At 51.1% G+C, this 13,179-nt stretch carries 15 protein-coding genes; all 15 read right to left on the bottom strand.

Features of this window, described 5'->3' with window-relative positions; translation table 11 throughout:
• Window positions 1-2 precede the first annotated feature (2 nt).
• On the bottom strand, window positions 3-1,451 hold the full coding sequence (gene proS / locus ACFVSO_RS14825) for a proline--tRNA ligase (protein WP_387474790.1): 1,449 nt from the start codon (window positions 1,449-1,451) through the stop codon (window positions 3-5).
• Between the two features lie 10 nt (window positions 1,452-1,461).
• Window positions 1,462-2,736, bottom strand: coding sequence for an RIP metalloprotease RseP (gene rseP, locus ACFVSO_RS14820; protein ID WP_387474788.1), 1,275 nt, complete (start codon window positions 2,734-2,736; stop codon window positions 1,462-1,464).
• Window positions 2,737-2,824: 88 nt separating this feature from the next.
• A complete protein-coding gene (locus tag ACFVSO_RS14815) occupies window positions 2,825-3,964 on the bottom strand; it encodes a 1-deoxy-D-xylulose-5-phosphate reductoisomerase (protein ID WP_387474786.1) in 1,140 nt (379 codons plus the stop codon).
• Between the two features lie 16 nt (window positions 3,965-3,980).
• The gene (locus ACFVSO_RS14810) at window positions 3,981-4,775 is read right to left on the bottom strand and encodes a phosphatidate cytidylyltransferase (protein WP_387474784.1); all 795 of its coding nucleotides are present in this window, start codon (window positions 4,773-4,775) and stop codon (window positions 3,981-3,983) included.
• A 27-nt stretch (window positions 4,776-4,802) separates the two neighbouring features.
• Window positions 4,803-5,567 carry an undecaprenyl pyrophosphate synthase gene (locus ACFVSO_RS14805; RefSeq protein ID WP_387474782.1) on the bottom strand — a complete coding sequence of 255 codons (765 nt, stop codon included), beginning with the start codon at window positions 5,565-5,567 and terminating at the stop codon, window positions 4,803-4,805.
• Between the two features lie 128 nt (window positions 5,568-5,695).
• Window positions 5,696-6,250, bottom strand: a complete 555-nt coding sequence (gene frr / locus ACFVSO_RS14800) for a ribosome recycling factor (RefSeq protein WP_387474780.1) — start codon at window positions 6,248-6,250, stop codon at window positions 5,696-5,698.
• Between the two features lies 1 nt (window position 6,251).
• Entirely contained in the window at window positions 6,252-6,980 is a 729-nt protein-coding gene (pyrH, locus tag ACFVSO_RS14795; protein WP_387474778.1) for a UMP kinase, read from the bottom strand.
• A 131-nt stretch (window positions 6,981-7,111) separates the two neighbouring features.
• Window positions 7,112-7,762, bottom strand: coding sequence for a translation elongation factor Ts (tsf, locus tag ACFVSO_RS14790; RefSeq protein ID WP_387474776.1), 651 nt, complete (start codon window positions 7,760-7,762; stop codon window positions 7,112-7,114).
• A gap of 111 nt (window positions 7,763-7,873) precedes the next feature.
• Window positions 7,874-8,572 carry a 30S ribosomal protein S2 gene (rpsB, locus tag ACFVSO_RS14785; protein ID WP_119801345.1) on the bottom strand — a complete coding sequence of 233 codons (699 nt, stop codon included), beginning with the start codon at window positions 8,570-8,572 and terminating at the stop codon, window positions 7,874-7,876.
• A 188-nt stretch (window positions 8,573-8,760) separates the two neighbouring features.
• Complete coding sequence (locus tag ACFVSO_RS14780; protein WP_387474774.1) at window positions 8,761-9,330, bottom strand: hypothetical protein; 570 nt, start codon at window positions 9,328-9,330, stop codon at window positions 8,761-8,763.
• On the bottom strand, window positions 9,323-9,895 hold the full coding sequence (locus ACFVSO_RS14775) for a DUF6115 domain-containing protein (protein WP_387474772.1): 573 nt from the start codon (window positions 9,893-9,895) through the stop codon (window positions 9,323-9,325). The genes ACFVSO_RS14780 and ACFVSO_RS14775 overlap by 8 nt, the downstream gene beginning before the upstream one ends.
• A 260-nt stretch (window positions 9,896-10,155) precedes the next feature.
• A complete protein-coding gene (locus tag ACFVSO_RS14770) occupies window positions 10,156-10,482 on the bottom strand; it encodes a hypothetical protein (protein ID WP_387474770.1) in 327 nt (108 codons plus the stop codon).
• Between the two features lie 38 nt (window positions 10,483-10,520).
• Complete coding sequence (locus ACFVSO_RS14765) at window positions 10,521-11,927, bottom strand: flagellar assembly protein A (protein WP_387474768.1); 1,407 nt, start codon at window positions 11,925-11,927, stop codon at window positions 10,521-10,523.
• A 15-nt stretch (window positions 11,928-11,942) separates the two neighbouring features.
• On the bottom strand, window positions 11,943-12,728 hold the full coding sequence (locus tag ACFVSO_RS14760) for a FliA/WhiG family RNA polymerase sigma factor (protein ID WP_387474766.1): 786 nt from the start codon (window positions 12,726-12,728) through the stop codon (window positions 11,943-11,945).
• 4 nt (window positions 12,729-12,732) lie between these two features.
• A complete protein-coding gene (locus ACFVSO_RS14755) occupies window positions 12,733-13,179 on the bottom strand; it encodes a hypothetical protein (protein WP_387474764.1) in 447 nt (148 codons plus the stop codon).

Here is a 13,179-nt window from a genome sequence, read left to right as displayed (position 1 = left end):
TCTTAATAAGCGCGGGCAAAGACGACCGTATGCTTCGCTTCATCACCGCACACGAGGCAAGAAGTCTTGTGAACCGAAGGCTCGAAGGGAATATTGCGGCTAGTCGCGCCAGTTTCTTCCTTCACTTGCTTCTCGCATGCCGCAGAACCGCACCATCCGGCTTCTACGAAGCCGCGCTGCTCTTCCAGGAATGCCTTCATCTCATCCAGCGTATCAACGGTACGTGAATTCTCTTCACGGAACGCTTTCGCCCGGTTGAACATCTCCTGATGGGTCTCCTCCAGCATTGCTTCCACTTCAGCGATCAGGTTATCCTGCTTCACGATCCGCTTCTCGCCCGTGATACGGGATACGAGAACGACAACACCATTCTCCATATCGCGAGGACCAAGCTCCAGTCTCAGCGGTACGCCGCGCATCTCGTATTCGTTGAATTTCCAGCCTGGGCTCACATCGGAGCGGTCGTCTACGCGTACGCGCACACCCGCTTTCTTCAGCTCAGCATACAGCTCGTCCACGCGTCCTACCACCTGCTCACGCATCTTGGCAGGTCCGATTGGAATCATAATGACTTGCGTTGGCGCTACTTTCGGAGGCAGAGCCAAGCCGCGGTCGTCACCATGAACCATAATCAACGCGCCGATCAAGCGCGTGCTGACGCCCCACGATGTGGTATGAGCGAATTGAAGCGTATTCTCGCGGTCCAAATATTTGATATCGAATGCGATAGCAAATTTATTGCCCAGATAATGCGAAGTTCCGGCTTGTACGGCTTTTCCGTCCTTCATCATCGCTTCGATCGAATAAGTATCCACAGCTCCAGCGAAACGCTCGGAAGGTGTCTTCTCGCCCTTAATGACCGGAATAGCAAGGAAGTCCTCTACGAAGCTTGTATACACATCAAGCATCTGCATCGTTTCCTGGCGCGCTTCTTCCTCAGTCTCGTGAGCGGTATGGCCTTCCTGCCACAGGAATTCACTTGTGCGAAGGAAAGGAAGCGTGCGCTTCTCCCAGCGCACCACATTAGCCCATTGGTTGATGAGGACCGGCAAATCGCGATAGGATTGAATCCATTTCGCGTACATGTGGCCGATCATGGTCTCGGAGGTCGGGCGAATCGCCAGACGCTCCTCCAGCTTCTCGCCCGCAGCTTCCGTTACCCACGGAAGCTCCGGATTAAAGCCCTCGACATGCTCCTTTTCCTTCTGGAAGAAGCTCTCGGGAATGAATAGAGGGAAATAGGCGTTGCGATGTCCCGTTTCCTTAAAGCGGCGGTCCAGATCACGCTGAATGTTTTCCCACAGCTCATAGCCTTCCGGACGGAAAACGATACAGCCGCGCACCGGCGAATAATCCATAAGCTCCGCTTTTTTGATTACATCGATATACCATCTAGAGAAATCTTCGCTTTGCGGCGTAATTTCCGTTACAAATCCTTTTTCCTTTGACATGAGCGACAGACTACCCCCCTCGAACTAATCGTAAAATATCATTATAGGTCACAACAAGCATAAGCAGCATCAGCATCGCAAATCCGACGAAATGCACCATGCTTTCTTTATTCGGATCAATCGGCTTTCTTCGCACAGCCTCCAGGCCAAGGAAGATCAATCTGCTTCCGTCCAGCGCTGGAACTGGCAGCAAGTTGAATATGCCGAGGTACAAGCTAAGCAATGCCGTCCAGGACGTCAATTGGACTATGCCCTTACGCGCAATCTCAGCTGTCATATCAGCCGTTCTGACCGGACCGCCCAGGTCCTCCAGCTTGAATTGACCGGTAACCAGCATTTTGAAGCTTTCAAATATAAACTCTGTTGACACCTTCATGAGTGTTGCGGCTCTTGAAATAGTTTCGGTGAATGTAGCCGATCTCATCGGCGGCGACGCACTGATGCCGACCTTGCCGACGCCGAGCTCATTCAACATTGGAGTGACTTTGATCGTATGTACTTGGCCGTCCCTGTTCACGATCATTTCGACCGGTTTGCCAGGCGATTTGCCGATGATATCGATCATTTGTTCCAAATCCGCGCCGATTTTGACGCCGTTCACGGATTCCACCACATCGCCTTTTTTCAGATCCACTCCGGCTGCGGGCATTTTCTCCTCAATGGAGCTAATGATCAGCTTATCCGGATTCTCCACCGGTACGCCTACCATTTGAGCATACACGGCATAGAGCACGAATGCCAGAATAAAATTCATCATCGGTCCGGCAAATATCGCCATTGCTTTCTTGCCCACCGACTTGCTGCCGAAATGCCTGTCAATCGGCGCGATCTGTGTGTCTCTGCCCTTGGAAATAACGAGCGCTTGCGGGTGAACGTCGTATCGCTCCGATTCTCCCTCTACCAGCAAGGAAATCGAAAGCCTGCGCTCCAAATCAACATCCTCCACCTCGCCGCGAACGGTACCTGTCCGCTCATCCAGTCGATCGAGGAAGATGCGAGTGACTTGATTATCCTTAATCCGAACGGCTACTGTCTGCCCCGGCTGGACTTCCACGATCTCGGGATCTTCGCCCGCCATCCTGACAAATCCGCCAGCGGGTATGAGCCGCAGTGTATATCTGGTTTCGCCGCGTTTGACGGAAAGAAGCTTCGGCCCAAAGCCGATCGCAAATTCCCTGACGAGAATACCCGCCCGCTTGGCAAAATAGTAATGTCCCCATTCATGTATCGTCACAATGACGAAAAATACGAGCACGGTCGATAAGACGACCTGAATCATCCCCATAGACGTGTTGCCTCCTGTTCGTTACGGCCTGTACATAGATTATCATTATTCTCCCGCCCGATACAAGAGAACCACTTTTTCGGCAGGGTCAGACCGTCGCGGCTAGTCCGCGAGCCCACTCGTCCACTTCGGCAATCGTCTGTAAATCATGGACATCGCATACGTTATGCCGCTCTACTACAGTTTCCAGCACCCGCTCGATATCGAGGAAGGAAATTTCCCTGTTCAGGAATCGGGCTACCGCCACTTCGTTTGCTGCATTATACACCGTCGGCGCGGACTGTCCCAAACGCCCGCAATCGAAAGCGAGTCTGAGACACGGGAAACGCTCGTAATCCATCGTTCTGAAATTAAGCTTGCCAATCTCTGCGAGGTTAAGGCGCTCGGTAGGAGTAGGAAGCCGCTCCGGATACGTCAGTGCATACTGGATAGGAACGCGCATGTCCGGCATGCCGAGCTGAGCGATAATGCTGTGGTCGTTGAATTCAACAAAAGAATGAATAATACTCTCTGGATGAATAAGAACATTCACCTGCTCGTAATCCAGGCCGAACAGCCATTTGGCTTCAATGACTTCCAGACCCTTATTCACCATGGTAGCAGAGTCAATCGTAATCTTGGCGCCCATCGACCAGTTCGGATGCTTGAGCGCATCCTCCACGGTGACGCCAGCCAGATCTGCCCTCGTGCGATCTCGGAACGAGCCGCCGGAAGCTGTCAGCGTAATGCCGAGCACGTCGCTCCGTCTCTCGCCATTCAGACACTGATAGATAGCAGAATGCTCAGAGTCGATCGGCAAAATCGACACACCGCGCTCCATGGCGCGCTGCATGACGATATGTCCCGCCGTGACCAGCGTCTCTTTGTTCGCGAGCCCGATCGATTTGCCGGCATGGATCGCTGCCAGTGTTGCCGGCAGTCCTCGACTGCCAATGATGGCGGTCACTACCGTATCCGCATCCGTTCCGGCGGCAACCTCGATCAGCCCCTCTTCACCGTAGGTTACACGCGTTCCCTGCGGCATATAAGGCCGTGCTTGCTCTGCCAGCTCCTTTGAAGCAAGACTAACTAATGCGGGTCTAAATTCTTTCGCTTGCTCGATGACGAGCTCCACATTGCTTCCCGCTGACAAGGCAGTGACACAGAAGCGGTCCGGCTGATGCCTGACGATGTCCAGCGTCTGCGTGCCTATGGACCCTGTTGAGCCTAATAGCGCTATCTTCTTCAACTAAAGTACCTCCAACTTAAACAGGGATAAGCTCCGTTAACAATAATAGCGGAAATACGATCAACCAGCTGTCGCAGCGGTCGAGCACGCCGCCGTGGCCGGGAAGCAAATTGCCTGTATCTTTAATGTTCCGCACACGTTTGTACGCCGATTGAATCAGATCGCCGAATTGTCCCGCGATGGCTGCAACAACGCCAATCAGCAGCGCTCTGCCGATACTGACTGTATCCGGACCCAGAATGGCAAACACAACGGCTACAATTAACGACAGTACAACGCCGCCAATTGCGCCTTCAATCGTTTTGTTTGGGCTAATGGAAGGCCATAGCTTCGTCTTGCCAATGGCCCGGCCGGTGAAATACGCGCCGATATCCGAAGCCCATATGCAACCAAAAGATAAAAACGTCCAGAACAGGCCATGCTCACCCATGTCGCGAACTGCAATCATGGCAGCAAAACCATAACCCACATATAACGCGCCAAGCAGCATGAGCGAAGCGCCGTCTATGGTCGTTTTGTTTTTGGTTACGACCGTGACGGCAAGCAGAAGAAAGGCCAGCATCCACATAATCGTGAGCGGCGAGGGCATGCTGACACCCCATGCCTCCCACGGAAGGACGAAGTACAGCACTCCGGCGAAGCCAAGCAACGCAGAAGGGTGAAACGGAGAAAAGCCGTTCATACGGGTATATTCATAAAATCCGATAATGGCAAGCAGCACCAGCAATCCTGTATAAAAGGCTCCGCCCAATACGGCCAGGGCGACAAACACTGCGCCTGCAATGACACCTGTAATCAATCGTTGTTTCAATGCCAAGTCACACTCCGTCGTTTGATGCTATAGTCCGCCATATCTCCGACCGCGTCGTTGATAGGTTTCAATGGCTTCGTGGAAATGCTTTTCCGTAAATTCAGGCCAATATACATCCGTAAACCAAAACTCACTGTATGCTAGCTGCCAAAGCATGAAGTTGCTTAGCCGCAGCTCGCCGCTTGTACGAATGAGCAAATCCGGATCAGGAATGTCACTGGTAAGCAACCGGCTGGACATGACGTCTTCGTCGATTGCTTCCGCATCCAGCTTGCCGTTTTTTACGTCGAGCGCAATATGTTTGATCGCATCCAGCATCTCCATGCGGCTGCCGTAATTTAGAGCGAAGTTAAGGACAAGCCCCGTATTGCTGGCTGTCTTGCTGACTGCTTCTTCCAAGGCATGTATCGTGTGGGGAGGCAAGTTATCCCTGGACCCCATCATGCGCACTTGCACATTGTTTGCAATCAAATCGTCCAGCTCAATCTCCAGAAACTGCTGCGGCAGCTTCATCAGGAAGTCGACTTCAGCTTTAGGACGCTTCCAGTTCTCCGTAGAGAAGGCGTACATGGTTAAATATTGTATCCCAAGCCGATCCGCCGCAATCGTAATGCGCTTGACCGTTTTCATCCCGGAGTGATGGCCTGCCATACGCGGCAAACCGCGTTTCTTGGCCCATCGTCCATTCCCATCCATAATGATGGCTACGTGCCTCGGCACATGACCCGTCTCGATTGAAGCCGGCTTCGGTGCGAATGATTCGCTTAGTCTTGCCCAAAGTCGCTTGATCATCTAGCTTCCTCCCAACCGATAAGAACAATCGTCTATCGGAGTACTTCGAGGATGGGCTGTAATGCCCATCCCTCTTCGTATGATCAATAAAAACGTAACCCCACCTGTCGGAGGGGCTAAAGCGTGAATTAAACTTCCATAATTTCTTTTTCTTTGGCAGAAAGAACTTTCTCTACTTCTGCGATATATTTATCTGTTGTCTTCTGGATATCGTCCTGATGGCGACGCGACTCGTCTTCGGAAATATCCGTTTTCTCAAGCTTCTTCACGTCATCGTTGGCATCGCGGCGAATGTTGCGGACCGCTACTTTTGCCTCTTCGCCGAATTTCTTGGACGTCTTCACCAGTTCAGCGCGGCGCTCCTCCGTTAGAGGCGGTACAGAGATCCGGATGGATAGACCATCATTGGATGGCGTAAGACCTAGATCCGACTTCAAAATCGCCTTCTCGATCGCTCCCAGCGATGATTTGTCCCAAGGCTGGATCATCAGCGTGCGGGAATCCGGCGTATTGATGTTCGCAAGCTGGTTCAGCGGCGTTTGGGCGCCGTAGTATTCAACCTGGATACGGTCAAGCAGCGCCGGGCTTGCTTTGCCAGCGCGAAGCGTGGACAGATCGCGCTTTAACGCGCCGATCGCTTTCTCCATGCGCTCTTCTGCACTTTTTTTAATCGCTTGTGGCATGTTATTTGGCACTTCCTTTCACGATCGTACCGATTTTCTCACCTAGCACGACCCGTTTAATATTTCCATTCTCTGTGATGGAGAATACGATTAGCGGGATATTATTGTCCATGCAAAGCGATGATGCCGTGGAATCCATTACGCCCAGATTGCGGTTAAGCATGTCCAGGTATGTAAGTTCTTCGAATTTCTCGGCGTTCTCGTCTTTGAATGGATCGGCGGAATATACACCGTCTACTTTGTTCTTCGCCATCAGAATCACTTCGGCTTCGATCTCCGCAGCGCGCAGAGCGGCTGTCGTATCTGTCGAGAAGAACGGGTTGCCTGTTCCAGCAGCGAAGATCACGACGCGCCCCTTCTCCAGATGGCGAATTGCGCGACGTCTAATATACGGCTCAGCGATTTGCTGCATGGCAATCGAAGTTTGAACGCGAGTTGGCACATCAATTTGCTCCAGCGCGTCTTGAAGAGCCAGTGAATTCATGACGGTGGCCAGCATGCCCATGTAATCCGCCGTTGCACGATCGATGCCTTTGGCTGTGCCTGCGATGCCTCTCCAGATGTTGCCGCCGCCTACGACGATAGCGACTTCTACGCCAAGATCAACAACTTCCTTCACTTGATTGGCTATGGAAGAGATAACGGAAGCTTCAATGCCGAAACCTTCTTGACCGGACAATGATTCGCCGCTCACTTTCAAGACGATGCGTTTAAATACAGGATGTTCCAACGTTATTACCTCCATCATGCACCTCGCAAGCGAGGACACTCTTTTTTATTCCGATTAAGCTAGAATTGTACGATATGCCATTTATAGAAAAGAAGGCGGGGCGGACGCCCCGCCCCGCCTGTGCGTTCGGATTACAGTTTCGCTTGAGCCATAACTTCTTCAACGAAGTTGTCGACTTTTTTCTCAAGGCCTTCGCCCAGCTCGTAACGAACGAAGCGACGGATCGAAATATTTTCACCGATTTTGCTGATTTTTTCATTCAGCAGGTTAGAGATCGTTTTGTCCGGATCTTTAATGAAGGACTGCTCAAGCAGGCAATACTCTTCATAGTATTTCGAGATGCGGCCTTCAACCATTTTTTCAACGATTTTCTCAGGCTTGCCTTCGTTAAGCGCTTGGTTTTTAAGGATTTCTTTTTCTTTTTCGATCTCGTCAGCCGGAACTTCTTCACGACGAACGAATTTCGGATTTGCTGCAGCGATTTGCATCGCGATATCTCTAGCAAACTCACGGAATTGATCCGTTTTCGCAACGAAGTCAGTCTCACAGTTAATTTCTACCAGCACGCCGATACGGCCGCCAGCATGGATGTAGGATTCAACTACGCCCTCAGTCGCAACACGTCCAGCTTTGTTCGCTGCCGCAGCAAGACCTTTCTCGCGAAGCAATGCGATCGCTTTTTCTACGTCGCCGCCTGTTTCGTCCAGCGCTTTTTTGCAATCGAGCATACCTGCTCCCGTTCTCTCACGAAGTTCCTTTACCGCGCTTGCGCTAACTGCCATGAAAAACCCTCCTAAAAGTTTACATCAGAATTTTGTTCAAAAAAAGGGTAGTGAGAGGTTTGCACCATCTGACCACCCTTTGTTGTTACGAAATGATGTTTTAGTTTGCGATTAGGCTGTTGTTTGCTCGCCTTGGTTCGCTTCGATAATCGCGTCAGCCATTTTAGCTGTTAGAAGCTTAACTGCACGGATCGCATCGTCGTTACCAGGGATAACGTAGTCGATTTCGTCCGGATCACAGTTCGTATCAACGATACCTACGATTGGGATACCCAATTTGCGAGCTTCAGCAACTGCAATGCGCTCTTTGCGCGGATCGATAACGAACAGCGCGCTTGGCAGGCCTTTCATGCCTTTAATGCCGCCCAGGAATTTCTGAAGACGATCTTTTTCTTTACGAAGAATGATAACTTCTTTCTTCGGAAGAACTTCGAACGTGCCGTCCTCTTCCCATTTCTCAAGCTGCTTCAGACGATCGATACGCTTTTGAATCGTTTGGAAATTCGTAAGCGTGCCGCCGAGCCAGCGTTGGTTGATGTAGAAGTTGCCGCAACGCTCAGCTTCTTCTTTCACCGAATCTTGAGCTTGCTTCTTTGTGCCGACGAACAGCATAGTGCCGCCCTCAGCTGCTACGGATTTAACAAAGTTGTACGCTTCGTCAACTTTCTTAACCGTTTTTTGCAAGTCGATAATGTAAATTCCGTTTCTTTCTGTGAAGATATAACGATCCATCTTCGGGTTCCAACGACGTGTCTGGTGACCGAAGTGTACCCCAGCTTCTAGAAGCTGTTTCATGGAAATAACCGCCATTTCTTCAACACCTCCTGTAATGGTTTTTGTGTGTCCCTCCGCTCGATCGCGTTTTCCGACAAAACTTTCGCCTGGCGAAAGCACCGTTGTCAGAATTGATCAGCGTGTGTTTTTAACACCGTCATTTAATATATCATAGATGATGTGCCCATGCAAGAACACTTTGCCACTTCCGTATGAGAAATCCATTATTGCGCAGCCAGCCACGCTTCCGCCTCCGTCTTGCTAATCGGTTGCCCCGTTACGCCGGCGATTGCCCCGGCGATTCCGGCTTTCTCGTTAATCAAAAAATAACCGGCTCTGGCCTGCTTATTCTTGGCTTTCATTTGTTTGATGAATGCAGGCGCATCATCGATAATGTCATTGGCAAGAAGCAGCTCCGATGTTTGGGTCAAATTAAAGCCGGGCTCGATCCGGATGAGCTTCTGAGCGGGCTCCTTCAGCTCTTCCGGCTCTACGGTCCCTGCATTCGCAACCGGCGCTTCGGACCCCTGAGCTTCCGCAGGAGGCGCCACAGGGGTCCCTTCAGGAGCGGCATCCGGCGGTCCCGTGACGGCATGGTCATTCCCCGCTGAGGAATCAGGCGATGGTTCGCCTCCAGACGGCTGTTCCTCCTGCAAGCCGCCTTGCCTTAATTCCTGCTCCATTTTGTTCAGCTTGTCCTGGCTGTTCTCCCCCAGCATGAATAGCTGCAGCAACAGGGCTCCCGCGACAATCCCGACGCCGAGCCCAAGCACAAAGGATCGTTTGTTAAACATGAAGCGAGCCCTCCTGCTTGGACAAGCCGATAATGAGCTGGACTTCCCCTTTGTTCATGCCAAGCTTCTTGGCTATGGCTTCGATCGATTTGCCTTCCGCATACAGACGGAACAGCTCCGAGTAGCGGTCATGGATCGAATTGGACTTGGGACTTTGATTCTCAATCGTAATCGCCGCTTCCTTCCAAGCGGAGGGTTCGGCGGGTACGTAGGCTGCTTGCCCCGCCATGCCGGCGGCAGTCCTTTCCGCCTGCAAGCGGGCTTCGGCAGGCTTCACAAGCGACTCCTGAAGCAGTTTTTCGAGCTGCCCGCAGCGCTCTTCTAATGTAGCAATTCGTTTATCCTTGCTGTCGGCCTCCTGCTTGGCCGTTTGCTGTGATTCCGCAATCAGCCGGATCAGGTGTTCATTGTCCTTCTCCATGTTTTCCATAAACTGATCAAGCGCGGTCTCCATATTGCGTACGGACTGCGGGGCTTCATTACTGTCCGGCTTCTTTCGCGGCATGGCGAAGGCGCCTACGGCCACAACCGCCCCAACGAGTACGATATATTGCCATGGTTCCATATGTAGCATCCCGCCTCTTTTGCTTATAGTGGTTGTTCAAAAAGTCCACTTTTGATCACGAAGCAGAACAGGAAGCCGACTCGACATCGAATATGGCATTCAGCCGGAACTTCCGGTGCTCACGTAGCGTCCACTACGCTCCGCTCATCATTTCCTAGCTTCATCCCATCTTCTGCGGCGTTTTTAAAAAACGCATCATCGGAAGCATAAGCTGTTGTACTGAAAACCGGACTTTTTGAACTCGCACTTATACTGCTGATCTACAGCTTGATATCCAGATGATGACCCTTATACGGATGCACCGCCGGCTCGTCAGCTGGCAATTCCTCGTCCGTGCCATCCGCTTTCTTGCGGGTTCCCCGCTTATACCCGCCATCATTCGCACCGTCTTGATCCGCACGTACTTGAGGCTTCGAGGACTGCTCGACCGCTGTATTCTGATTGCGCAGTTCTTCCGTTTGCTTCGACGCCTGATTCGCCAGCATGTTCTGCTCCGCCAGCGGCCGCTGCGCAGCCTGCTGCTGCATGCCGCTGAACTCCTGCGTACGCGGAACCGACATTTGAAGATCCAGTGGCTTAAAGGTCATTCAAGCCGCACCTCCCGTTATTTAGACTTATAGGTCTTTTAAGGGTGATAAGGAACCATCGCAATATCTCCCTCCATTAACCGGAAGGAAACGCGCTGAACGCTGTCCTTGATATGTTTTGTATATCGGCCAATAACAACTTTTGTTCCTCCAAATGCATTCCCGCTCACGTTTATTCTGGAGAAATTAGTACCTTCAAGCATCTTCTCAATCTCTAGCATCCGTACCTTTGATTCCTCAATCATCGACTGAGTTTGTCTTTTGGTCGCATTGAGCTTAGCGCGCAGCTCCAATCGGTCAGGTGTTAGTTGACCGGCTGCGGCCATCTGATCTAGAATAACAAGGGCCTTCTCAGACTTGTCCGTGCTCTCGAAAAGCTGTTTAATGTTGCCACGCAGTTCTAACAATTCTTCGCGCAACTGTGGATTTACACCAACCTCAATTGCTGTAGCTGTAGACATAGCGTTGCCAAGCGTACGTGCAACAACCTGCTCTCCTGCCTGTATAAGACCTCCGACGATTAGCCCTTTCGCTCCGGAACAAATGACATTTTTGCCCGCTTTGACGGTTGAATGCATGATGCTTTGCGAGACGATAACATCCTCCCCAGCAAAAACATGCCCGTCTTGTATAAAGGAACTGCGAACATTCCGCCCCGCTTTGACATGCCCCTTACTGCTCGCCATAATGCCGCTAGTGATCTCGATCGATCCATCTGACTCCAGCTCTGCACCCTCTACACCGCCGATTACGCGGATATCGCCTGACGCCCTCACCCTGAATCCGGTCAGCACATTGCCGCGAATAACGACCGTGCCTACGAAATCGATATTGCCGACGCTGTAATCCACATCGCCGTTCACCTCAAACACGGGAAAAACATTGATTTTCCCTTTATCGGTAATCGTAATGAGACCGTCAATTGCAGCATAGAGAGCGTTTTCGCCATTTTGCACAACATTTTTTCCGATTTTAAACCGGGCTTTCTTGCCGAATTTTGGAGGAATGACTTCACCAGTTACCATCATGCCTGAGGACCCGGACAGCGGTTCCACAAGCTCGGCGATCAATTGTCCGCGCTTGACATTTTTTAGCCGGGTCACTTCTTTCAGATCTACATTACCCTCTTGATCCTCTGCAGGCTTATGCTGCTTGCTGTCTTCCATGTCATAGACGAACCGTACTGCTCCGTCCTTTCCTTCTCCAGGGGCTTCCCCTTGTGCGACCAGGGTCTGCTCCCTGCAGTAGGCAAGCGGATTTCTGCATATTTGATCCAGCACATCGATTCGGAGTCCATGGACAACACCCTTGCTGCGTAAGTATTGTTCTAAATCCGATGACGCACATACAAAATCTTCCGTTATCCGACTGAATGTTAGGAAGGCAGACAGCTTGTCAGCTGAAGTCTGGATACGCAGGTATGAATCTAATTGAATATTGTCCACCTTACTCCCTCCTCTCTAATGCTGCATAAGTTGATCTTTATGTTTAGCCAATGCTCCACGCAGTCTCAAAATAGCCTTGGAATGGAGCTGGGAAATTCGCGATGGGGATAGCGACATCACTTCTGCGATTTCGCTCAACGACAATTCTTCGTAATAAAACAGCGATACAACCGTTCTTTCCTTCTCCGTCAATCGTTCAATGCCTTTGACCAACGACTCTTTCAAATAAAACTCGTGTACTTTGAAATCCGGATTTTTCGCTTTGTCATCGATGAGCAGCGACATGCGCGTCTCTGATTCTTCTTCGCGGATCGGATCTTCCAGTGAACAGATCGTTGCGACGGAGATGTCCTGAAGCATATTGGTAAATTCTTTTTCAGTTACTTGCAAATACGAACTGACCTCCAGATCTGTAACCGAGCGCATATACTGCTGCTCCAGATGCTGATACGCCTCCTCCACCCGCTTCGCTTTCTCGCGTACGGATCTCGGCACCCAATCCCCTTGACGCAAGCCGTCAATAATAGCGCCGCGAATGCGCCAAGAAGCATACGTCTCGAATTGCAGTCCCCGCAAATAATCAAACTTCTCAATTGCATCAATCAGCCCCATGACGCCATTGCTGGCAAGATCGTCTTTAATTACATTCTTTGGAAGTCCGATTGCCATGCGATTAGTTACATACTCGACCAGAGGCAGAAACGTTTCTATCAATGCCTTCTTCGCTTCAAGATCACCGTGTTCTTTCCAAGCTTGCCACATCTGGATGTTAGTCAAATGAGGCGTCTTCAGCTCAGCCATCGACTCACTCTCCTGTCAGGTGACGTAATGCCTTCGCCAAATCTTCTGGCTGTTTATTAGTTGTAGATACGAATTGCGGAGGCGTCAGCGGACGGAACCCCGGGGCAGCCTCATCATTGCCCGCGCCCTGTCCCTGCTCTTCCGCCGGTGTAGCTCCTTGCATTTGCGCTTTCAACAATTCATTCAGATCTTCGTCTTCGTCCGGGGTCGTCATATCAAGTGAGCTGCCCTTCGCTTCATCAGTATCTTGCGAGTCTCCGATCATCGCCGGGGGCTTCAGTATAAAAGCCATGAGAAAACGAGCCGGATAAGCAAGCGCAAAAAATGCGATGAACGCATAAAGACTTCTAAGCATGATGACGGATAACGGATTGTTGCCGATGGAGAAGAGAACCGTCAGAACTATACCCGTTATGCCGAATACCACATTCCACCGCCAAGTACCTTGCAT

Origin of the sequence: Paenibacillus sp. NPDC057967 (genome assembly GCF_042887015.1) — a bacterium.
Classification (GTDB): domain Bacteria; phylum Bacillota; class Bacilli; order Paenibacillales; family Paenibacillaceae; genus Pristimantibacillus.
This window is presented reverse-complemented; position numbering and strand designations above follow the sequence as displayed.